The organism is Alteraquisediminimonas sediminicola, assembly GCF_019740335.1.
Classification (GTDB): Bacteria; Pseudomonadota; Alphaproteobacteria; order Sphingomonadales; family Sphingomonadaceae; genus Alteraquisediminimonas; species Alteraquisediminimonas sediminicola.
This window is the reverse complement of the sequence record NZ_JAHXZS010000002.1, coordinates 226,306-246,836: the sequence shown is the minus strand read 5'-3', so window position 1 is coordinate 246,836 and position 20,531 is coordinate 226,306. Positions and strand designations below refer to the sequence as shown.

24 protein-coding genes are annotated in these 20,531 nt (G+C 59.0%); 10 read left to right on the top strand and 14 right to left on the bottom strand.

Going from position 1 to position 20,531, the window contains the following annotated elements:
• Positions 1 to 2: 2 nt before the first annotated feature.
• On the top strand, positions 3 to 578 hold the full coding sequence (locus tag K6117_RS07195) for a hypothetical protein (protein ID WP_221793367.1): 576 nt from the start codon (positions 3 to 5) through the stop codon (positions 576 to 578).
• Here the strand turns inward: K6117_RS07195 and K6117_RS07190 are convergent, their stop codons facing one another.
• Genes K6117_RS07190 through K6117_RS07180 form a run of 3 tightly spaced genes read right to left on the bottom strand, consistent with a single transcriptional unit; the run spans position 579 to position 2,077 of the window.
• Entirely contained in the window at positions 579 to 803 is a 225-nt protein-coding gene (locus K6117_RS07190) for a hypothetical protein (RefSeq protein ID WP_221793366.1), read from the bottom strand.
• Positions 804 to 1,133, bottom strand: a complete 330-nt coding sequence (locus tag K6117_RS07185) for a cupin domain-containing protein (RefSeq protein WP_246604927.1) — start codon at positions 1,131 to 1,133, stop codon at positions 804 to 806. It abuts the gene before it with no gap.
• Between the two features lie 23 nt (positions 1,134 to 1,156).
• Complete coding sequence (locus K6117_RS07180) at positions 1,157 to 2,077, bottom strand: LysR family transcriptional regulator (protein WP_221793364.1); 921 nt, start codon at positions 2,075 to 2,077, stop codon at positions 1,157 to 1,159.
• 103 nt (positions 2,078 to 2,180) lie between these two features.
• Between K6117_RS07180 and K6117_RS07175 the strand changes: the two genes are divergently transcribed.
• The 5 genes from K6117_RS07175 to K6117_RS07155 are packed head-to-tail and all read left to right on the top strand — an operon-like array spanning position 2,181 to position 5,199.
• A complete protein-coding gene (locus tag K6117_RS07175; RefSeq protein ID WP_221793363.1) occupies positions 2,181 to 2,879 on the top strand; it encodes a pirin family protein in 699 nt (232 codons plus the stop codon).
• 56 nt (positions 2,880 to 2,935) lie between these two features.
• Positions 2,936 to 3,535, top strand: coding sequence for an NAD(P)H:quinone oxidoreductase (gene wrbA / locus K6117_RS07170; protein ID WP_221793362.1), 600 nt, complete (start codon positions 2,936 to 2,938; stop codon positions 3,533 to 3,535).
• 60 nt (positions 3,536 to 3,595) lie between these two features.
• The gene (locus K6117_RS07165) at positions 3,596 to 4,222 is read left to right on the top strand and encodes a YceI family protein (protein WP_221793361.1); all 627 of its coding nucleotides are present in this window, start codon (positions 3,596 to 3,598) and stop codon (positions 4,220 to 4,222) included.
• Between the two features lie 40 nt (positions 4,223 to 4,262).
• A complete protein-coding gene (locus K6117_RS07160; protein WP_221793360.1) occupies positions 4,263 to 4,493 on the top strand; it encodes a hypothetical protein in 231 nt (76 codons plus the stop codon).
• Positions 4,494 to 4,518: 25 nt separating this feature from the next.
• Positions 4,519 to 5,199 (top strand): spermine/spermidine synthase domain-containing protein, encoded by a 681-nt coding sequence (locus K6117_RS07155; protein WP_221793359.1) that lies wholly within the window; start codon positions 4,519 to 4,521, stop codon positions 5,197 to 5,199.
• 10 nt (positions 5,200 to 5,209) lie between these two features.
• Here the strand turns inward: K6117_RS07155 and K6117_RS07150 are convergent, their stop codons facing one another.
• The 11 genes from K6117_RS07150 to K6117_RS07100 all read right to left on the bottom strand — a co-directional run bounded on the left by K6117_RS07150 (position 5,210) and on the right by K6117_RS07100 (position 15,533).
• Complete coding sequence (locus tag K6117_RS07150) at positions 5,210 to 5,824, bottom strand: DUF938 domain-containing protein (RefSeq protein ID WP_246604926.1); 615 nt, start codon at positions 5,822 to 5,824, stop codon at positions 5,210 to 5,212.
• A gap of 143 nt (positions 5,825 to 5,967) precedes the next feature.
• Complete coding sequence (locus K6117_RS07145; protein WP_221793357.1) at positions 5,968 to 6,618, bottom strand: RBBP9/YdeN family alpha/beta hydrolase; 651 nt, start codon at positions 6,616 to 6,618, stop codon at positions 5,968 to 5,970.
• 194 nt (positions 6,619 to 6,812) lie between these two features.
• Positions 6,813 to 7,244 (bottom strand): RrF2 family transcriptional regulator, encoded by a 432-nt coding sequence (locus K6117_RS07140; protein ID WP_221793732.1) that lies wholly within the window; start codon positions 7,242 to 7,244, stop codon positions 6,813 to 6,815.
• A gap of 41 nt (positions 7,245 to 7,285) precedes the next feature.
• The gene (locus tag K6117_RS07135; RefSeq protein ID WP_221793356.1) at positions 7,286 to 7,990 is read right to left on the bottom strand and encodes a glutamine amidotransferase; all 705 of its coding nucleotides are present in this window, start codon (positions 7,988 to 7,990) and stop codon (positions 7,286 to 7,288) included.
• A gap of 77 nt (positions 7,991 to 8,067) precedes the next feature.
• Positions 8,068 to 10,488 carry a TonB-dependent receptor gene (locus K6117_RS07130; RefSeq protein WP_221793355.1) on the bottom strand — a complete coding sequence of 807 codons (2,421 nt, stop codon included), beginning with the start codon at positions 10,486 to 10,488 and terminating at the stop codon, positions 8,068 to 8,070.
• Positions 10,489 to 10,610: 122 nt separating this feature from the next.
• Positions 10,611 to 10,820 (bottom strand): YezD family protein, encoded by a 210-nt coding sequence (locus K6117_RS07125; RefSeq protein ID WP_221793354.1) that lies wholly within the window; start codon positions 10,818 to 10,820, stop codon positions 10,611 to 10,613.
• Between the two features lie 105 nt (positions 10,821 to 10,925).
• Positions 10,926 to 12,008 (bottom strand): sulfate/molybdate ABC transporter ATP-binding protein, encoded by a 1,083-nt coding sequence (locus tag K6117_RS07120; protein WP_246604925.1) that lies wholly within the window; start codon positions 12,006 to 12,008, stop codon positions 10,926 to 10,928.
• Positions 11,969 to 12,811 carry a sulfate ABC transporter permease subunit CysW gene (gene cysW / locus K6117_RS07115; RefSeq protein ID WP_221793352.1) on the bottom strand — a complete coding sequence of 281 codons (843 nt, stop codon included), beginning with the start codon at positions 12,809 to 12,811 and terminating at the stop codon, positions 11,969 to 11,971. The genes K6117_RS07120 and cysW overlap by 40 nt, the downstream gene beginning before the upstream one ends.
• The gene (gene cysT, locus K6117_RS07110) at positions 12,808 to 13,659 is read right to left on the bottom strand and encodes a sulfate ABC transporter permease subunit CysT (RefSeq protein WP_221793350.1); all 852 of its coding nucleotides are present in this window, start codon (positions 13,657 to 13,659) and stop codon (positions 12,808 to 12,810) included. The genes cysW and cysT overlap by 4 nt, the downstream gene beginning before the upstream one ends.
• A 42-nt stretch (positions 13,660 to 13,701) precedes the next feature.
• Complete coding sequence (locus K6117_RS07105) at positions 13,702 to 14,733, bottom strand: sulfate ABC transporter substrate-binding protein (RefSeq protein WP_221793348.1); 1,032 nt, start codon at positions 14,731 to 14,733, stop codon at positions 13,702 to 13,704.
• A 197-nt stretch (positions 14,734 to 14,930) separates the two neighbouring features.
• Complete coding sequence (locus K6117_RS07100) at positions 14,931 to 15,533, bottom strand: glutathione S-transferase family protein (protein ID WP_221793346.1); 603 nt, start codon at positions 15,531 to 15,533, stop codon at positions 14,931 to 14,933.
• Positions 15,534 to 15,799: 266 nt separating this feature from the next.
• Between K6117_RS07100 and K6117_RS07095 the strand changes: the two genes are divergently transcribed.
• The 4 genes from K6117_RS07095 (at position 15,800) to K6117_RS07080 (ending at position 20,519) form a co-directional block, all read left to right on the top strand.
• Positions 15,800 to 16,318, top strand: coding sequence for a flavin reductase family protein (locus K6117_RS07095; RefSeq protein ID WP_221793344.1), 519 nt, complete (start codon positions 15,800 to 15,802; stop codon positions 16,316 to 16,318).
• Between the two features lie 371 nt (positions 16,319 to 16,689).
• Entirely contained in the window at positions 16,690 to 18,534 is a 1,845-nt protein-coding gene (locus tag K6117_RS07090; RefSeq protein WP_343211754.1) for a phosphoenolpyruvate carboxykinase (GTP), read from the top strand.
• Between the two features lie 159 nt (positions 18,535 to 18,693).
• The gene (locus tag K6117_RS07085) at positions 18,694 to 19,665 is read left to right on the top strand and encodes a 2-hydroxyacid dehydrogenase (protein ID WP_221793339.1); all 972 of its coding nucleotides are present in this window, start codon (positions 18,694 to 18,696) and stop codon (positions 19,663 to 19,665) included.
• Between the two features lie 5 nt (positions 19,666 to 19,670).
• Positions 19,671 to 20,519: a kinase gene (locus K6117_RS07080; protein WP_221793728.1), complete on the top strand. Its 849-nt coding sequence runs from the start codon at positions 19,671 to 19,673 to the stop codon at positions 20,517 to 20,519.
• Positions 20,520 to 20,531: the final 12 nt, after the last annotated feature.

The following is a 20,531-nucleotide window of genomic DNA, read 5'->3' as shown; positions in this document are numbered from 1 at the left end:
GCGTGGCTGAATATCCGATCATCTTTGATCCCAATGCGATGCGCGCCCTGTTGGCGGGGCGCAAAACGCAGGCGCGGCTGATTGCCACATCGCCGCTGCACCAATGCCGCGCCGGGGATCGACTATGGGTCAAGGAAACCGGCACCGGGGGCCGGCAGGCGCAATCTGGGCCGGGAGAAGTCTTTGCCGCGCCGCGCGATGCCGAATTCATGGTGTTCATGGATGGCTGGCGACAATATCGCGATGGCCGGGGACATCAGGGCGTTGTCCCGACCAGCCCGTTATTGGAATGGCTTCCGGCAATTCACATGCCGCGCTGGGCTGCGCGGGTGCAATTGGTGGTGGAGGCGGTGCGGATCGAAACATTACAAGACATCACTTGCGCTGAGGCGATGGCCGAGGGTGAATTGAACGCGGCCTTGGGTCTATGCTGGCGCTGGGCGAGGCCGAACCGGGGCGTGTGGCTTAATCCACGCCATGGTTTTGCATCAGGCTGGAACCTGAAACACGGCACCAAGGGCGAGCGATGGGAGGACAATCCGCAAGTGGTTGTCCTCGATTTTCGCATGGAGAGATAATCAGTCGCTACCGGGGGCGGCCCATTCGTCGATCAGATCGAGATAGCAGACGACATCATTATCGGTGGCGATGAACAGCCCTTCCTGCACATCTTCGGTCTGTTGGGCCGCGATGGTCATCGCCTCGCCAAAGCTGCCGTAAAAAAGCGTGGTGGCCGCGCCGCCTTCGACCTGAGCATCAAGATGGTAGAGCCGGACGGAGACTTGATCGGATGTAGAACGCATTCAATAATCCTCGAAATGGATCGCGAGCCAGATGGTGGGGGCATTTTCCAACGTCCATGTCACCCGGTGCGGGATATGGGCCGGGATCAACAGATGATTGCCGGGGAGAAGATCTCGCTCGCCATCCGAGGCGGTCCACAGCCGGGCGGCCCCGGCCAGCAACAGCACCCATTCATCAACCGGCTGGATATAGGGCGCATCTACAGGCGTGATCTGGCCATGCGAGACGATCCGCTCGATCCGCACGCCGGGACGGGTGAGGAGGGTGTGAAACTGCTCCTCCGCCATCATGCGGGCGGCATCGGGCAGGTTGTTGAAGATATTATCCATGCGCATGCGCGATGATAGCTGCTTTATGGCGCAAAGGGTAGGTCCTGATCGGCGGCTTGTTGCGCGAAACGCTGCAACAGCCATGAGGCGGCGGGGCCGGGGGGCGTGTCGCTGCGGTAAATACCGGCCAGCGGATAATCGACGCCAGGGTGATCCGGCATCGCCAATTGCATCAATGTCCCCGCCATCAGATCCGCCTCGACCATCGACAGCGGCATATTGCCCCAGCCAATCCCTTCGCGCAGCAGGGCATGTTTCGCGCCAAGATCCGCCAGCCGCCATGTATGCGGGCTGACGACCGAAAAATCGCGGCCTTCGGTCAAGGGCGAACGGTCGGACAGCACCAATTGGATATGATCGCGGCCCATGCCGGGGCGCAATGTCCCGGCTTGCGCCAGCGGATGATCGGGCGCGGCCACCGGGATCAGCCGCACCGGGCAAAGGGCGATGCAATCAAGGCCGGGCAATTCGCTTGCCAGCGGCCCCGCCACGCCGATCACGGCGGATTTTTGCAGGACGAGATTGCTGACCGCGCCCAAGGCCTCGACATGGAGACGCAGGGCCACGGTCGGGAATTGGGCTGCAAATTCACGCAAGACGGTGGCGAGCTTATGCGATGGCAGCATGACATCGACCGCAAGGCTGACTTCGGCCTCCAGCCCTTCCAACAAGCCTTTCACCTTGGCGCGCAGGCCGTCAATCCCCTGACCGATGGCGCGTGCCTCGGCCAGCACGGCCCGACCGGCGACGGTCATTTGCGGCTTGCGCGTCGTGTGGCGTTCAAACAGGGCCACCCCCAATTGCGCCTCCAGATTGGCAATGCCATAGCTGATGACCGAGGTTGCCCGGTTCAATGCCCGGCCTGCACCTGCAAAGCTGCCGGTTTCCACGACCGTAAGAAAGATGTGCAATTGGTCGAAACTGGGGGTGCCGGGATTAGACATATCTAAAAACTCGAATAGTTCGATCTATTTTATGCATCTAATCAGAAAAGAATAACGGCGCTAGAAGGATTTCCAGACACCCATTCCAAGCGAGGAGATCGCGATGATTGACCACCGACCCTTTTCGACCCTTGGCAGTGCCGATCATGGCTGGCTCCATGCCAAGCATCATTTCAGCTTTGCCGATTATATGGATCGCAATCGCATGCATTGGGGCAGGTTGCGGGTGTGGAATGATGATGTGATTGCGCCGCAGACTGGCTTTCCGCCGCATCCGCATCGCGACATGGAAATCATCACCTATGTCCGCGAAGGCGCGATTACCCATGAAGATAGCCTTGGCAATCATGGCCGGACCGAAGCGGGCGATGTGCAGGTCATGTCGGCGGGCAGCGGGATCATCCATTCGGAATTTAATCGCGAAACGGTCCCGACCCGGCTGTTCCAGATCTGGATTCAGACGGATGAGCTCGGCGCGGCCCCGGCTTGGGGGGCGCGGCCTTTTCCCAAGGCGGATCGCGCGGGCAAGTTCGTCATTCTCGCATCTGGGTCTGCGGAAGATACGGAGGCCCTGCCGATCCGGGCGGCGGCGCGGGTGGCGGGGGCGACCCTGAAAGCGGGCGAGACGGTAAGCTTCCCTTTGGGGGCCAATTGTTTCGGCTATCTGGTGCCTGCGACCGGGCTGATCGAGATTGACGATATTCGTATTCATCCGGGTGATGGCGTCGCGATCAGTGATGTAGATGTGCTGGTGATCACCGCGATTGAAGACAGCGAAATCGTGCTGGTGCAGACGGCATAGAGCCACGCCCAACCTACCCCATTTATTCTTCTCAACACTCAAAAAGGATGACGCAAATGAGCAAGGTGCTGGTTCTTTATTATTCCGCTTATGGCCATATCGAACAAATGGCCGAAGCTGTCGCCGCTGGCGCACGCGAGGCGGGTGCCGAGGTCGATATTCGTCGGGTGCCGGAATTGGTGCCGGAAGAAATCGCCCGCAATGGCCATTTCAAGCTCGATCAAAAGGCCCCGATCGCCACGGTGGCTGAGCTGGAACATTATGACGCGATCATCATCGGCACCGGTACGCGCTTTGGCCGCTTGTCGTCGCAAATGGCGAATTTCCTCGATCAGGCGGGTGGCCTGTGGGCGCGGGGCGCATTGAATGGCAAGGTCGGCGCGGCCTTCACCTCGACCGGTAGCCAGCATGGCGGGCAGGAAACGACGTTGTTCTCGTTGATCACTAATATGCTGCATTTCGGCATGACGATTGTCGGGCTGGATTATGGCTATGCCGGGCAGATGGGCCATGACAAGGTGCGCGGTGGCGCGCCTTATGGGGCGACGACCATCGCGGGTGGCGATGGCAGCCGTCAGCCGGATGAAGATGATCTGGGCGGCGCGCGTTATCTGGGACGTCGCGTGGCGGAAACGGCGACCAAATTGTTCGGCTGATCCTGTCGGGCGCGGTGGCAAAAGTTTGTCGCGCCCGATCACTTTTTGAGGAGAAACAACATGAAAAACACCCATCTCGCACTGGCGGTGGCCTTGGCCTCGATCACCGTGATTTCATTGCCCTCGCTGGCGTTGCCGCCCGGCGCAAACCCCAATCCCAAGGCGGTGGAGGCAGGCCATTATGTGGTCGAACCCAGCCATACCCGCGTGACCTTTGGCGTGTCGCATCTCGGCTTCAACGATTATTTCGGCGAATTTGTGGGCGCGAGCGGCTCGCTGGTCCTCGATCCGAAAAACCCTGCCGCCAGCAAACTTGATGTCAGCGTCCCGACCGCAGGCATTTCCACCACCAATGCCAAGCTCGATGGTGAGTTGAAGAGCGCCGACTGGTTCGATGCGGCCAAATATCCCACGATCAATTTCACCTCGACCAAGGTGATTGTGACCGGGCCGGGCCGCGCCAATGTGCTGGGCAATCTCACCCTGCATGGGGTGACAAAGCCGGTGGTCCTGACCGCCAAGTTCAACGCAGGCGGCATCAATCCGCTCAGCAAAGCCTATACTACCGGCTTTCATGTGACGGGCAAGATCAAGCGGTCGGACTTTGGGGTCAGCACCTATGTGCCGCTGATCGGGGACGAGGTCAGCCTTAACATTAGCGCGGCGTTTGAAAAGCAGGCCAAATAAGTTCGTCGCGATCTGCGCCTGATGCTGTTATGGGGCGACCATGACGGCCAGCAACCTGCGCGACCTTTTGGTCAATATGCTGACGCGAGACGTTGGCGGCGATCGTCGCCGCTGGCGGATCGCGGTCGGTGATGTGCGTGTGTATAGCAGGGCCACTCATCCGCATTGCAACTGGGCGGTCGCCCCGTCTGGAAGCAATAGAGAGATCGCCGAAGTTGAACGCCTCGTCGATGATTTGCGCGCACGCCATCCGATTGTTGCGGCTGGCTGAGCGTCAATAGGCAAGGAACAGCAACGTGATACCTCTCGAACTGATCGATACGGCGGATTTGCCGGATGGTGGCCAGCTCCGTCTGATGCACCGTGGGCAGGATTATTCGATCCTGTTCGGGCGCAATGAATTGATGAGCAGCCGGTTGCGCGGGTCCGAAGAGGCGCTGGCGACCTTGGCATGGGAACCGATTGCCAATCGCAGCAAGCCCAAATTCCTGATTGGCGGGTTGGGCATGGGCTTTACCATGCGTGCCGCGATCAAGATCCTGCCGCCGGGTGCAAAGATTATCGTGTCGGAACTGGTGCCAAAGGTATTGGAATGGGCGAAGGGGCCGCTGGCACATATCTTTGGCGATAGCCTGTCCGATCCGCGCGTCGATGTGCAGATCGAAGATGTGCGCGCGATGATCGCCGAAACCAACGGCAGCTATGATGCGATTTTGCTCGATGTCGATAATGGCCCGGATGGCTTGATCCATGCGGAAAATGACCGGCTATACAGCAAATATGGCCTGCGTTCGGCCTATGCGGCATTGCGGGCGGGCGGGGTATTGGCCGTGTGGTCGGCCTATCCTGATCACGCCTTTGCCCAGCGCCTACGCGGGGCCGGGTTTGAGGTGAACGAGGTCAAGGTCCGCGCGACCGGCGGCAAAAAGGGCGCGCATCACATCGTCTGGGTCGCGATCAAGCCGGGCAATAAATAGGGCTGCGGCCCTATGACTTGCGGAAGATGGCGGACAAATTGTTGGCGGGCATTGCAATGCTCTGGATCAGTGCCAGACCGTGAGATGCGGCGCAGGCGGTGACGGCCTCCAGATCGCGTAGGCCCCATTCGGCATTGCGCATCCGCAGATTGCTGTCGAATGCTTCGTTGCTCGGCGCGGTTTCGACGCCCGCGACCCGGAACGGGCCATAGATATAGAGCAACCCGCCCGCGCCAAGGATCGCCGCCGCCCCGCGCATCAGGCCTTCGGTCGCGGCCCAGGGGCTGATGTGCAGCATATTGATGCAGATGATCGCATCGGCCTGTTGGATCGGCCAATAGCTGGCGCTGGCATCGAGATCGAGCGGGCGGCGCACATTGCCGGTCTTTTCAGCGCGGCTCCATGCTTCAATCGAGGCGCGGGCTTCCAATGACGGGTCGGATGGCTGCCAGATCAATTGCGGCATTTGTTGCGCGAAATGGACAATATGTTCGCCGGTGCCGCTCGCGATTTCGAGGACAAGACCGGTGTCCGGCAATAAGGGCCGCAGCGTATCGAGGATCGGGTCGCGATTACGCGCAATGGCGGGCGCGAATAGCCGGGCCTCAATGGGGGAATGCGACAATGTCATGCTCCTGATGCGAACTGATCGCAGACTCTAGCATGAATCTTCCCGGATTTAACGCCGCGTGGCGGAGAAAATTGCCGGGAGAAACCAGCCGAGCGACACGGACCCGCCGAGCAGGAGAATGGGAACGGAAAGGTCGGTCATGATGCGCTCACTTGTTGATCGAAATGGGGGGCGGCAGATGCGGCCTGTGTTGTGGCTACCGGTTCCGATGCAGGGAGGTTGCGTTCCAATTGCGCGAGCAGGAACTGGCCGAAATCCCATGTGCCAATGCCGGACGCCGCGTTGATATGGCCGATCTCGCCTGCATCGGCGAAACGACTGCCCCAATGTTGGGCAAGGGCGCGCGCGCCATCAAAGCTCATATAAGGGTCGTTGCGGCTGGCGGCGACGATGGAGGCAAAGGGCAAGGCTGTTTTCGGTGTTGGGCCAAAGCTCGCCAGACGGCTATCCAGCGGGGCGTGATCGACCTCTGGCGGGGCGACCAGCAATGCGCCGATCACCGGCCCATCATGGCCGGGCTGTTCCAGCGCCGCCCACCAATTGACCGCATGGCAGCCAAGGCTATGGGCGACGAGGATGACCGGACGGCCCGCCCGCTTTATCGCGAGGTTGAGCTGGTTCACCCAAGTGTTGCGATGCGGGAGATCCCACATGCCGAGATTGACCCGCGCGATATCGTCGCGCTGTTGCTCCCACAACGATTGCCAATGGTCAGGGCCGGAATTGTTGAGACCGGGAACGATGAGGATCAGCGGGCGCTTGGCGCTGCCTTTTGGGTCATGTGTCAATGTCTATCTCCAGTGGTTACTAGTGATATCGGTCGACTTGGCGCACGTCCCGATTTTTGGCCCTATTCTTTGACCCGACTCAGGGTCTTTAATACAATTGAAAATGTAGACTTTTGGCCCGTAGCTCAAGATGGATCTGCGATGCGGGGGGCAAGTTAAAGTTTATTGGTGCTGTAACGGCCTAAAAACGCGCCTTATTCAGCGAATAGGGGTTCCAGCGCAATCGGATCGGCCAGCGTGATGCCGTCCAGAATTGCGGCGGTTTCGTCGCGCACCTTGATCATCAGGCTGCGCAACCGGCATTCGGACTCGGTCACGCAATTCTTGCAGGTTTCATGTGCCAGACGGCTGGCGCAAGGCACCAAGGCCAATGCACCATGTGTAAAGCGGATGATATCGCCATAACGGATTTCAGCCGGTTTTTTCGCCAGCCAATAGCCGCCATCGCGGCCCCTTTTGGTGTCGACCCAGCCTTCGCGCGACAGTTCCGACAGGATGACGGTGAGGAATTTGGCGGGGATATTTTGCTGTTCGCTGATTTCCGTTAACTGCACCGGACCCTGATCATAGCGATCGGCCAGATGTTGCAATGCGCGTATGGTGTAACGGGTCTTTTGCGAGAGCATGTCATTCACATGGCCCGAAGGGCGCTTTGACGCAAGGGCGATTAATCCAATTGTTGCAACCACTCTGCAATCATTTTGCGCCCGGCGGCCACGGCGACCGGGCCATGCAGATCATGGGCGGCGCGCAGGCTGGCCTCATCGCCACCGGCCTCGATGACAGAACCCGGCCATTCTTCGATCCATGCATCGAACCTTGGGTCTTGCCCCATTTCCGCATGAAATTGCACGGCGAGGATATTGTTCCCCCGGCGAAAGGCCTGATGCTCATAGACATGGCTGGACGCCAATAATTCGACATTATCGGGCAAGGTGAACGTATCGCCATGCCAATGCAGGATCGGCACTTCTGTCAGATGCCGCAGCGGCGTTTCCTTGGCGTGATCATGGACCTGAATGGGATGGAAGCCGACTTCCTTGTGCGGGCCTTCATAGACATCGGCACCCAGTGCCGCCGCCATCATTTGTGCGCCAAAGCATACGCCGAGCGTGGGCCGCCCTGCATCCAGCCGATGGGCAAGCCGCCGCATCTGGCAGCCGATCCACGGATAACGATCCTGTTCGTAAACGCCCATCGGGCCGCCCATCATGATCAGCAAATCCGGCTCGCGCAGATCGAGCGTCGGGAAAAGAGGGTCGGTCACATCGATGCGGTCGACCAGATAGCCCGCATCCTCGATCGGCTGACGGTAACCGGCCACCCCTTCATAAGGCACGTGACGAATGATGAGGGCGGTCTTTTGGTTCATGGTCTCGATGTTGAAATGGCTGTCAGCCCTTTAAATGAGGGGCTGACAGCCATTTGGCAAGTTAATAGGTTTTGATCCTAGAACGTCGCCTTCACGGTGACGCCATAGGTGCGCGGGTCGCCCGGTTGACCGATGATCAGGCCGGTGCTGCCTGATTGGGTCGCCAATTGTTCGATATATTTCTGGTCGAACGCATTGCGGACCCAGCCATAGACATCCCATTGCTTGTTGGCGCGATAGCCAAGACGGACGTTGGAGAGCGCATAGCCCTTCACATCGGTATAGATCGAACGCGCCGGGTTGGACGAGAATTTCGAGCGATAGCTGCCGTCATAGCCGAGGTAAAACTCGCCATCGGTGCTGAACAATTGTGCAGGCACTCGATATTCACCGCCGAACGAGAAGGCCCATTTCGAAATGCCCGGCAGGATCGAACCGGAGATGTTGCAGCTCAATGGGCTCAACGCGCCCGGTAAGCCCGCCGCGCCCGCGACCTGCGATCCGCTGATCGCGGTGCCGCCGGTCAGTTCGGGCGGGCAGGGGGAGTCGACGAACTTCTTGTATTTCGCATCCGTAAAGGCGGCGTTGACATAGAGGTTCAGATCCTCCGTGGGGCGGGCCGAGAAATCCGCCTCGACCCCGCGCACCCGCACCTTATCGGCATTGGCGAGATAGCCGCGTACCACGCCCGGCGCATTGTCGTTGACGATAGCCTGGAAGTCCTTGACGTTCGTCCAGAAGCCCGAAAGGTTCAGCGTCGCCCTGCGATCGAACAGCTGGGTTTTCAGGCCGAGTTCGAAATGGTCGACTTTTTCCGGCTTGACCGTGGTCTTGCTCGTGACGGGCAGGCCGGTAGTCCTGTCGGTCGGAATGCCGTTCAGATTGATGCCACCCGATTTGAAGCTCTTCGCATAGGTCGCAAAGGCCAGCACATCGTCCGTCACATCATAAGACGCGGTGAAATCATAAGATAGATTCCAGTCGCTGAACTTCGGGCTGTAATTAAGGTTCGGCAGGCCCGCATCCGACAATTTGGTTGGGTTGGTGACAGCCACGCCATTTTGCGTGACGGTCGAGATATAGCTGCCGCTCTTTTTATCATAATTCACGCGTATGCCGGGCTGGAGGTGCAGGCGATCGGTGGCATGATAGGTCAGCTGGCCAAAGGCGGCGAGGCTGGTGTTTTTAAAGTCGATGTTGTTGTCCGACTGCACCCCGTTCAGATAGGCTGGATTGTTCGCATTGGCATTGGTGGGATTCAGCAGCCATTTGCTCGCCGCCGATCCCAAAGTCTGGATGCCATCGGTATGCACCGATTGTTGAAAGCCGAACAGGCCGACCACGAAATCGAGCTTGTCGCTCGTCTGCGCATAGCGGAATTCCTGCGTCCACTGGCGCTGGGTCGATGGGTTGTTCACTTTGGTGAAGATCGGCAGGCCGGTAAAATCGCGGTCATTGGACGGCAGCCAATTCCAGAAACGCCATGCGGTGACCGAGGTCAACTCACCCGCGCCGACTTCCCATTTCGCGCGCAACGACACGCCGCCCAGCGACTGTTTCGCCCGCAGATCGGCATCGACATCGGTCACCCGGTCGAAAATGTCGGTGCTGGGCACGGCATAGCCTTGTGCGGCGGCAAGGGCTGCATATTGTCGGTTCGAAGCGCGCTGTGTGCTGCCGGTCTTGTAATAGATCTGGGCGCAGCATTCCGGGTCCTGACGGTTGTAATCGCCCGCCAGCGTGAGGTTGAGCGTATCGGTCGCCTTCAGCAGCAATTGCGCCTTGAAGCCGATATTTTCCTGTTCGTTGATCCGGCTGTTGGTCGCGACATTATACACGGTGCCGCGACGGCTGGTGGCCGATGCCGCCAGACGCACCGCGAGCTTGTCGTCGATCAGCGGGCCAGAGATCGAGCCCTTGGCCTGTACAAAACCGAGATTGCCGAACGAGGCTTCCACCCGGCCTTCCGGGGTGAAGCTCGGCGCACGCGAGGTGATGTTGATCGCGCCTGCGGTGGTGTTTTTGCCATACAGCGTGCCCTGCGGCCCGCGCAGGATTTCGATCTGGCCAACATCGAGGAAATCGAACGTCGTCGATGCGCTGCGGGAATAATAGACCTCGTCGACATAAATGCCGACGCCTTGTTCGATGCCGTCATTGGTCAGGCCGAAAGGCGCGCCAAGGCCACGGATGTTCGCGGCGGAATTGCGCGGGTTGGAGGAATAGAATTGGACGGTCGGTTGAAGCTGTTGCAGCTTTCCGACGTTAAAGCTGCCGGTGGCTTCCAACGCATTGGCATTAATGACCGAAATGGCGAGCGGCACATCTTGAATCTGTTCTTCGCGGCGGCGGGCCGTGACGAGAATTTCCGAGGATGCGGCTTCGGCCTCGGCTTCGGTCGCTGCGGCTTCGACGGCATAGGCCTGCGATGGTGCAAGGCTGAGGGTGGCAAGGCTAACGGTCGCCACGCTGGCGAGCAAAAGAGGTCGTGCGATCATGTGGATTTCCCTGATGATGTTCGCGACGCCTCCGGTGGTCCGGTCAGCAGCGGTTGTTGTTGGTTGGTAGTGGGTTGATATGGTCGCCTTTTGGCGCGTGAAACTCAGTGCGGTTGGCGCACTCAATGAGGCTTGAGGCGCTTCTTCTCCGTGACGTCGATCTGCACAACGCGCCCTTCATGAACGGTCAGCGAGACATTGCCGAAACGCAGGCCTTCAAGCGCCTCGCGGACGCTATTGAGGCTTTCATTGAGGATGCGGACATCCTCGCTGCTGAGGTCTTGTTTGGCCCGCTCTTGTTCGGCTCGGTCTTGTTCGGATTTCTGTGTCATGGTCCGATGCTCCAATCTTGATGAAAACGGATATATTATCTATTATTATTATAGACAATAAACTTACTCTTCTGCCCCTTGAACAATCGCTTTATGGAAGCGTCTTTAACGTCCTGTGGTGTGGAAAATCCGCGATTTCGTCGGGCGGACAACCAGTTCTGCCCCGACATGGGGCGGGGTATCCGTGGCATCGAGATCAATCTCGATCACGCGATCAAGCGTGCCGCATTGGCCCTCGACCCGCCATTTGCCGCCCTTGCGGAACAGGTTGCTGACAATGATCGGCAGGCCGCCCGCATCCGCCCCCGCCAGTTCCACATCATGGGGGCGGAAGTGCAATTGCGCCGGGCCATCGGCATAACCATTGGCGGCAATGTCGAGTTGCCGGTCGTTGAGCCGGATCAGGCCGTTGGTCACGGTCACGTCCACCCGGTTGATCTCGCCGACAAAGTCGGAGACGAACGGGCTGGCTGGTTCCATATAGACCTGTTCCGCCGTGCCGACCTGTTCGATCACGCCATGATCCATCACGACGATCCGGTCCGCGAGTTCCAGCGCCTCTTCCTGATCATGGGTGACGAAGATCGAGGTCAGGCCCATTTGTTCATGCAGCCCGCGCAGCCAGCGGCGCAGATCCTTGCGGACCTTGGCATCCAATGCGCCAAAGGGTTCATCGAGCAATAGCAATTGCGGTTCGACCGCGAGCGCGCGGGCCAATGCCACGCGCTGACGCTGTCCGCCCGATAATTGCGCCGGATAGCGATTGCCCAAGCCGCCAAGCTGGACAAGGCCGAGCAATTCTTCGGCCCGCGCCTTGATGTCGATCTTGGATGGGCGGTCCTTGCGCTTGCGCACCGACAGGCCGAACGCGACATTTTCGGCGACGGTCATGTGCTTGAACAACGCATAATGCTGGAACACGAAGCCGACGCCGCGTTCGGCGACCTTGCGTGTCGACACGTCTTCGCCATCGAACAGGACGTGGCCGCTATCCTGGAATTCCAGACCGGCGATGATCCGCATCAGCGTCGTTTTGCCCGAACCGGAAGGGCCGAGCAGGGCAATGAATTCGCCCGGTTCGATCGTCAGGTTGATATTGTGGAGCGCCGGATAATCGCCGAAACGCTTGGAAATATTCTGGACGGTAATCAATGTCCCGCTCCCCCATGATGATAGTCGAAGCGCCATTCGAGCACGCTCTTGGCGACCAAGGTGACCAATGCAAGCACGGCCAGCAAGGACGCCACGGCAAAGGCACCGACAAAGTCATATTCATTGTACAAAATTTCGACATGCAGCGGCATGGTGTTGGTCAGTCCGCGGATATGGCCGGAAACGACCGATACCGCGCCAAATTCCCCCATCGCCCGCGCATTGCAGAGCAATACGCCATACAGCAGGCCCCAACGGATATTGGGCAAGGTCACATGCCAAAATGTCTGCCAGCCATTCGCGCCCAAGGACACCGCAGCTTCTTCATCATCCTTGCCCTGTTCCATCATCAGCGGAATCAATTCCCGCGCGACAAAGGGGAAGGTGATGAACACGGTGGCGAGGATGATCCCCGGCACGGCGAAGATGATCTTCACATCATGGGCGCTGAGCCAAGGCCCCAGCCAGCCATGCGCACCGAACAACAATACGAAAATCAGGCCCGATACCACCGGCGACACGGAAAAGGGCAGGTCGATCAGGGTGATCAACAGGCTCTTGCCGCGAAAGCTGTATTTGGTGATCGCCCATGATGCCGCAATGCCGAACACGACATTGAGCGGCACGCTGATCGCCGCGATCAACAGGGTCAGACGGATGGAGGCCAGCGCATCCGGCTCCTTCACGGCATCCCAAAAAGTGCCGACGCCTTGTTTCAACGCTTCCGAAAACACCGCCACCAATGGCAGCAGCAGGAAGAAACCGAGAAACGCCAGCGCACTGCCGATCAACAGGCCGCGCGCAAATCTGCTTTCGGTGACAATCGCACGCTGGCTCATGCGCCCGCCCTCCCGCGTGACCAAGCCTGCACCAGATTGATGCCGAGCAAGATCGCAAAGGAGGCGATCATCATCACCGTCGCAATCGCGGTGGCGCCGTCATAGGCATATTGTTCAAGCTGGGTGACGATCAGCAATGGCGCAATTTCGGTCTTGCCGGGCATATTGCCGGAAATGAAGATGACCGAGCCATATTCCCCGACCCCGCGCGCAAAAGCGAGCGCAAAGCCGGTGAGCAACGCCGGGCCAATCGCCGGAAAAATAACCCGGGTGAAGGTCTGCCGCCGGGTTGCGCCCAAGGTGGCGGCGGCTTCTTCCACATCCTTGCCAAGATCGGCGAGGACCGGTTCGACCGACCTGACGACAAAGGGCAGGCCGATGAACACCAAGGCGATGATGATCCCGATGCGGGTGAATGCGATCTTGATGCCCAAGGGATCGAGATATTGGCCGATCCAGCCATTGGGCGCGTATAGCGCCGTGAGCGCGATCCCCGCCACGGCCGTGGGCAAAGCAAAGGGGAGGTCGACCAGCGCGTTCACGATCTTCTTGCCGGGAAAGCTGTAGCGCACCAGCACCCACGCCACGAGCAGGCCGAATATGGCGTTGACCAGCCCGGCAGCCGCCGCCGTGCCGAAGCTCAGGCGATAGGCCGCCACGGCGCGTTCGGAGAAACCGACCTTGATGAAATCGGACCAGCCCATGCCCGCCGATTTGAGGAAGATCGTCGCCAATGGAATCAGGACGATCAGCGTCAGCCAGCCAAGGCTGAACCCGAAGGTCAGGCCAAAGCCGGGCAGTACCGATGGCTGACGCCATCGGTTGCGCTTTGAAAAGGGGCGGTTCATCTGCAGTGGCCTGCTCGATTTAGAGTGAAGGGGGCGGTCAGATTATTTCTTGGTGGTGACGCGGTCAAACACGCCGCCGTCATCGAAATAATAGGTCTGCGCCTTTTTCCAGCCACCAAAATCATTATCGATTGTCACGAGGTTGAGACTGGGGAATTTGTCCTTGAACTGGGCGGCAACCTGCGGATCGCGTGGGCGATAGAAATTGCGCGCGATGATCGTCTGGGCTTCCGGGGTGTAGAGGAAACGCAGATAGGCGTCCGCCACCTTTTCCGTGCCATGCTTCTTGGCATTTTCCGTCACGACCGCGACCGAAGGTTCGGCGAGGATCGAGATGCTTGGCACGACGATTTCAAACTTGCCCTTGCCCAATTCCTGTTCGGCGAGGAACGCCTCATTTTCCCAGGTGATCAGCACATCGCCAATGCCGCGTTCGGCAAAGGTCGTGGTCGAACCGCGCGCACCGCTATCCAATACCGGGACATTGGCGAACAGTTTCGTGACGAATTGTTCGGCAGCGGCCTCGGACCCGCCCGCCTTGCGGCCATACGCCCATGCGGCGAGGAAGTTCCAGCGCGCGCCGCCGCTCGTCTTCGGATTGGGGGTGATGACGCCGATGCCCGGCTTGACCAGATCGCCCCAGTCCTTGATTGCCTTAGGATTGCCCTTACGGACCAGAAATACGATGGTCGAGGTGTAAGGCGCGCTGTTTTCCGGCAATGACGCCTGCCAAGTGGCGGGCAGCAATTTGCCCTTTTCGGCAATCGCGTCGATGTCATAAGCGAGACCAAGGGTCGCGACATCCGCCTCCAGCCCATCGATAATCGCGCGGGATTGCTTGCCGGAACCGCCATGGCTCATTTTGAAGGTGACATTCTGGCCGGTGTCGGCCTTCCATTTCCGGGCGAAAGCGTCGTTGATCGCCTTGTACAATTCTCGCGTCGGGTCATAGGACACGTTGGTCAGTTCGATGCTGGTCGCATCGCCCGATGATTTGTCGGACTTTGAACATGCGCCAAGCCCCACCAACAGGCCCAAGGTCACGCTCGCCAGCAAAATTCTGCGGTTGATCATCGACGGTCTCCAAATTTCCTGCATCAGAGTTACAATCTATCTAATAAGTAGACAATAAAATTGAAGTTCATCCGTCGATACTTTTTCTATCAGATAGATAGATTTGGATTAATGACGTATTTCAAGGGGATGAATAATTTAACGGCCCTGATCGGGACTGGCCCATCATGCGAGCCAGCCACAATCAGGCATGTTTTTCAGCGGGTGCAGGTCTTTTGAAAGGCCGAACGAGCCGCCATGCGTTCATAATGCGCGATCACGCTGTCCGGATATATGTCCTTCAGGCCAAGCATGTTGATCGCCACGCCCACGGCAAACGCGACCGATATATCCGCTGCGGTGAAGCGATTAGCGGCGAGATAATCCGAATGTTGCAGCTTTTGATCTAGGATTTTGGCGCGGCGCTTCAGCTTGTCGATAATGGCGCGGGTGGTGAAATTTTCCTTTTCGCCTTCCGGTGCCTTGAAGGTGGTGCGGATCAGCGCATCGAGCGGGGCCAATAGCCCGGCCTCGCCCAGCACCATGAATTGGAGATAATCGGCATAGCCTGATTCGCCCGGCCCGATGCTCAATGACGTTGGGCTGTGAAGGGCGGCGATATATATCAGCGCCGCGATGGACTCAGAGATGGCATGGTCGCCATCCACCAGCACCGGGACCGTGTGGCTGGGGTTCAGTGCCTGCAATTCCGACGGTTGGTTGCGCATGTCGACGTTAATGATCTCAATCGGCACGCCAATTTCTTCGCACAACCAGGTGATGCGTTCGGACCTTGATTTCCGCACATGGTAAAGCCGCATTTTGTCATCCTCTTGTCGTCTGTGGTCGTTGGTCGTTGGTCGTTGGTACATGATAGACGGCATATGCCGACTTCTGCCAGCACATCGCGTTTGTTTGCGGATAGCCGCTTTTCCATTATTTCCATCTCGTCCTGGCTCTAATGACGCTATTGCGTCGCGGATGGTCGCCAACGCATAAGGGCCATCGATTTACGCAGATACGCGTCTGGCCTTCAGAATCGAATGATGCTGGCGCAAAGTTGAAATGGCGATGGAGAAGCAGGGAAATGAGTTCCGTGACCGAGGTAAAGATGGCGCATGAAGAGATCGCATCCGCGCTAAAAATCGCCATGCGGCACATGCCAAGCCCGGTGGCGTTGATTACCGCGACCGATCCGGAAAGCGGCGCACCGGTGGGTCTGGCGGCGACGGCATTTGTGCCGGTGGCGATGGACCCTGCGTCGATGCTGGTGTGCATCAATCATTCGGGCAGCGCCTATGCGGCGATCAAGGCAACGGGCGCGTTCTGTATCAATATATTGGGGCTGGAACATACAGCGACGCTTGCGCCCTTCGCGAGCAGCGACCGGCGCGAGGAACGGTTTGAAGGCGCGCATTGGCAGACGCGCAATGGCATTCCCTATCTGGAAGGCACGGCGGCGAATATCTTTTGCCGCAATGTCCGCAGCGACATTTTCGGCACGCATGAAATCTTCATCGGTGAGGTGTTCGACATCATGGTCGAAACATCGGCCACCCCGGCCTTGTGGCATGCGGGTAAGGTGGTCGGCCTGACTGGCGCTTGAATGGCTGGCGCTTGATTGGTTGGGGTCTGATTGAGTCGGCCCTATTGGAGTCGCCACAGGCTGAAATAAGCGTGGCGATTTCAAGACCTCATCAATGCATTCGATTGCATAAACCGATTGCATAAACGAGCAATGAAAAACATTGCAATCGAAATGGCCAAAGCCATCGCCCCAATTGTCGAGCTATTCGGTCTGATTCCAGCGATTAACCTGCCATTGGGTCGCGCGGCGGCAACATAATTTCCCCAAAAAGCGCATTTGGCCCTTAAAAAATAGGCTTCGGCGTTGTAAGGGGCGTGCCAACAGGGCCTTGAGGGGGATCAGGGAGACCTGCATGCCCGTCCACATGTGATAGAGAAAGAGACATGACCGTGAGCAACTCTGAAGCCGCGACATTGGCCAGAACGGTCGGCAATGTGCCAACCAATCATGAAGCACTGGTCGCCTGGGTACAGCAGATCGCGGAACATGCGCAGCCCGATGCGATCCGTTGGTGCGATGGTTCCGATGCGGAATGGACTGAACTGACCAACGCCTTGGTCGATGCCGGCACTTTGGTGCGCCTCAACGAGGAAAAGCGTCCGAATTCTTTCTACGCCCGTTCCGCGCCGAGCGACGTCGCTCGCGTAGAAAGCCGCACCTTCATCTGTTCCGAGCGCGAAGAAGATGCTGGTCCGACCAACAACTGGCGCGACCCGGAAGAAACCCGTGGCACGCTCGCTGGCCTGTTCGCGGGCTGCATGCGCGGTCGCACGATGTATGTCATTCCCTATTCCATGGGCCCGCTGGGTTCGCCGATCAGCCAGATCGGCGTGGAAATCACCGACAGCCCCTATGTCGTGCTGTCGATGCGCATCATGACCCGTATCGGTACGCCGGTGTTGAAGGAATTGGGCGAACATGGCTTCTTCGTCCGCTGCGTCCATTCGGTCGGCATGCCGCTTGCGCCGGGTCAGGCCGATGTAATCTGGCCGTGCAATGACGATAAATGGATCTGCCATTTCCCTGAAACCCGCGAAATCTGGTCTTATGGTTCGGGCTATGGCGGCAACGCCCTGCTCGGCAAGAAGTGCTTCGCGCTGCGCATTGCTTCGGTCATGGCCCGCGATGAGGGTTGGCTTGCGGAACATATGCTGATCCTCAAGCTCACCTCGCCGGAAAATAAGGTTCATTATGTCGCGGCGGCATTCCCAAGCGCCTGCGGCAAGACCAACATGGCAATGCTGGAGCCGACGATTCAGGGCTGGAAGGCCGAAACCATCGGCGATGACATTTGCTGGATGCGTTTTGGCAAGGATGGCCGCTTGTACGCCATCAACCCGGAAGCCGGCTTTTTCGGCGTGGCACCGGGCACCAGCGTCAAGACCAACAAGAATGCGGTCGAAACCCTCTATGCCAACACCATCTACACCAATACGGCGCTGACCGCCGATGGCGATGTGTGGTGGGAAGGCCTGTCGGCCACCCCGCCGGAAGGCATGACCGATTGGCAGGGCAATGCTTGGGACCAGAGCAAAGGCACCCCGGCAGCGCATCCGAACGCGCGTTTCGCCGTACCGGCAGCACAATGCCCGTCGATTGCCGATGAATGGGACAATCCGGCTGGCGTGCCGATTTCGGCAATCCTGTTTGGTGGCCGTCGCGCATCGACCGTGCCGCTTGTCACCGAAGCCTTTGATTGGCAGCATGGTGTGTATCTCGCTGCGAATATCGCGTCGGAAGGTACGGCAGCGGCAGAAAACAAGGTCGGCGTTGTCCGTCGCGATCCGTTCGCGATGCTCCCGTTCTGCGGTTACAACATGGCCGATTATTTCGACCATTGGCTGAAAATCGGCGCGGAAGCCGCTGCCGATCCGGGCCAGTTGCCGCGCATCTATCTCGTCAATTGGTTCCTGAAGGGCGCGAACGGCAAGTTCCTGTGGCCGGGCTATGGCGATAACAGCCGCGTGCTCAAGTGGATCGTCCAGCGCCTTGAAGGCGAAGCAGCTGCCGTCGACACGCCGATTGGCCGTTTGCCGGAAGCAGGCGCCATCGACACCACCGGCCTCGATATCGATGCGGGTGCGTTGCAGGAATTGCTGACGGTCGATGTCGCCCGTTGGCAGGATGAAGCCAAGCTGAGCGCTGCCGATCTCGGCAAGTTCGGTGACAGCGTGCCACCCGCCTTGTGGGATGAGCAAAAGGCGCTGGAAGCACGGCTCGCTGCGGCGAACTGATCGCCTGACGCCTCAAGCGTGTAAGAAAAGCCCCCGCGATGACCAATGGTTGTCGCGGGGTTTTTCATGTCATCATTTCGCGTTACCCTCCCTCCCTTCGCGGGAATGACGAAGGCGGGAGAGGTTTCCTTTCAGACCAAAAGATTCTAGCCTTGGGGGATGCAAAAGCCGCGCATCCTGTTGACCCGAAAATGGCCCGATGAAGTCGAGGCCACGCTGGCCGATCATTTCGACGTGACGCTGAATGTCGCGGATCGGCCCTTATCCGGAGACACATTGGCGGCGGCGATGCGTGAATATGATGCGCTTTGCCCGACGGTGACGGACCGGATCGACGCGACAGTGTTTGCGGGCGAGGGTATCCGTGTTCGCCTGATCGCCAATTATGGCGCGGGGGTCGATCATATCGACCTTGATGCGGCACGTGTAGCCGGGGTGGCAGTATCGAACACGCCGGATGTGTTGACGCAAGCAACGGCGGAAATCGCGTTGATGCTGATGTTGATGGCGGCGCGACGCGCGAGCGAGGGCGAACGCGAATTGCGGGCAGGGGCGTGGACCGGCTGGCGACCGACCCATATGGTCGGCCAATCGCTGCATCAAAAACGGCTGGGGTTGGTGGGATTTGGCCGGATCGCACGGGAAACTGCCCGGATGGCGCGGGACGCATTCGATATGGAGATCGTCTATCATAGCCGCAGCAGGGCAGGTGTCGATGTCGAGGCGGCGCTTGATGCCCGATTTGAACCCGATCTGGGCAGATTGGCTGCGGACAGCGATATATTGTCGCTCCATTGTCCCGGCGGGGAGGCGACCCATCATCTGGTCGATGCGGCGTTGCTGGCGCGGATGAAGCCGAGCGCGATCCTGATCAACACCGCGCGGGGTAGTGTTGTCGACACAAAGGCGCTGGTCGATGCCCTTGCTAACCGCCAAATCGCAGCGGCAGGCCTTGATGTGTATGAAGGCGAGCCAGCAGTGCCGCCTGCATTGTTGACCCTGCCCAATGTCGTTTTGTTGCCGCATCTGGGAAGTGCGACGGTGGAAACGCGGCGCGCGATGGGGATGCGGGCGATTGATAATCTCATCGCCTTTTTCGCGGGTGAACCGCTGCGCGATCCATTGCCATGACCATGATGACTGATCCGGCTCACAAAGCGCTGGATATCGTCTTGTCCGCGATCATCGCGGCGCTTCGGCAGCATGCGGATGGGCCGTTGGTGGTCGGCATTTGCGGGGCGCAAGGATCGGGAAAATCGACGCTCGCCCGCCAATTGGAAGGCGCGTTGGCGGCACAGGGCCTGCGCAGCGTGACCTTGTCGCTTGATGACCTGTATCTGCCGGTTGAGGCGCGTATCAGGCTGGCGGATGAGGTGCATCCGTTGTTGCGGACGCGCGGCGTGCCGGGGACGCATGAGGTCGCGCTCGGCCTATCGGTGCTGGATGATGTGCGCGACGGGAAAGCCGTTCATCTGCCGCGTTTCGACAAGGCGACGGATAGCCGTGCACCCAAGGCTGCATGGCCGTTGGTGGCGGAACCCGTGGATGTAGTGCTGTTCGAGGGCTGGTGTGTGGGGGCGGTGGCCGAGGACGAGGCGGCCCTTGCCGTGCCGGTCAATGCGCTGGAGGCGGAAGCTGACCCGGATGGCCGGTGGCGGCAAATGGTGAATGCAGCGCTCAAGGGTCCATATCAGGATTTATTTGCGCGGATTGACCTGCTGGTCCTGCTGGCTGCGCCCGGTTTCGATGTGGTCGCAGGCTGGCGGATCGAGCAGGAGCATGAATTGCGCCGCCAACACGCAGGAGTCTCCGGCGGCACCATCATGACAGATGCCCAAGTCATGACATTCATCCAATATTATGAGCGACTGACGCGCCACATCCTGCGGGAAATGCCGGGCCGTGCCGATCTTGTGCTGTATCTGGATGCCCAACGCCGGGTCTTGCGCTGCGTTCATCGCCATGACGACACCGATATGGGGTGAATTGATCGCGAA

Excerpts from the sequence above, each read along its gene's own strand:
- K6117_RS07180 (WP_221793364.1), bottom strand. The coding sequence starts at position 2,077 with ATGTCTAATCCCGGCACCCCCAGTTTCGACCAATTGCACATCTTTCTT.
- K6117_RS07140 (WP_221793732.1), bottom strand. The coding sequence starts at position 7,244 with ATGCTCTCGCAAAAGACCCGTTACACCATACGCGCATTGCAACATCTG.
- K6117_RS07130 (WP_221793355.1), bottom strand. The coding sequence starts at position 10,488 with ATGATCGCACGACCTCTTTTGCTCGCCAGCGTGGCGACCGTTAGCCTT.
- K6117_RS07095 (WP_221793344.1), top strand. The coding sequence starts at position 15,800 with ATGAGTTCCGTGACCGAGGTAAAGATGGCGCATGAAGAGATCGCATCC.
- K6117_RS07135 (WP_221793356.1), bottom strand. The coding sequence starts at position 7,990 with ATGAACCAAAAGACCGCCCTCATCATTCGTCACGTGCCTTATGAAGGG.
- K6117_RS07125 (WP_221793354.1), bottom strand. The coding sequence starts at position 10,820 with ATGACACAGAAATCCGAACAAGACCGAGCCGAACAAGAGCGGGCCAAA.
- cysT (WP_221793350.1), bottom strand. The coding sequence starts at position 13,659 with ATGAACCGCCCCTTTTCAAAGCGCAACCGATGGCGTCAGCCATCGGTA.
- cysW (WP_221793352.1), bottom strand. The coding sequence starts at position 12,811 with ATGAGCCAGCGTGCGATTGTCACCGAAAGCAGATTTGCGCGCGGCCTG.
- K6117_RS07185 (WP_246604927.1), bottom strand. The coding sequence starts at position 1,133 with ATGGATAATATCTTCAACAACCTGCCCGATGCCGCCCGCATGATGGCG.
- wrbA (WP_221793362.1), top strand. The coding sequence starts at position 2,936 with ATGAGCAAGGTGCTGGTTCTTTATTATTCCGCTTATGGCCATATCGAA.
- K6117_RS07085 (WP_221793339.1), top strand. The coding sequence starts at position 18,694 with ATGCAAAAGCCGCGCATCCTGTTGACCCGAAAATGGCCCGATGAAGTC.
- K6117_RS07120 (WP_246604925.1), bottom strand. The coding sequence starts at position 12,008 with ATGGCGCTTCGACTATCATCATGGGGGAGCGGGACATTGATTACCGTC.
- K6117_RS07175 (WP_221793363.1), top strand. The coding sequence starts at position 2,181 with ATGATTGACCACCGACCCTTTTCGACCCTTGGCAGTGCCGATCATGGC.
- K6117_RS07080 (WP_221793728.1), top strand. The coding sequence starts at position 19,671 with ATGACTGATCCGGCTCACAAAGCGCTGGATATCGTCTTGTCCGCGATC.
- K6117_RS07190 (WP_221793366.1), bottom strand. The coding sequence starts at position 803 with ATGCGTTCTACATCCGATCAAGTCTCCGTCCGGCTCTACCATCTTGAT.
- K6117_RS07100 (WP_221793346.1), bottom strand. The coding sequence starts at position 15,533 with ATGCGGCTTTACCATGTGCGGAAATCAAGGTCCGAACGCATCACCTGG.
- K6117_RS07160 (WP_221793360.1), top strand. The coding sequence starts at position 4,263 with ATGACGGCCAGCAACCTGCGCGACCTTTTGGTCAATATGCTGACGCGA.
- K6117_RS07105 (WP_221793348.1), bottom strand. The coding sequence starts at position 14,733 with ATGATCAACCGCAGAATTTTGCTGGCGAGCGTGACCTTGGGCCTGTTG.
- K6117_RS07165 (WP_221793361.1), top strand. The coding sequence starts at position 3,596 with ATGAAAAACACCCATCTCGCACTGGCGGTGGCCTTGGCCTCGATCACC.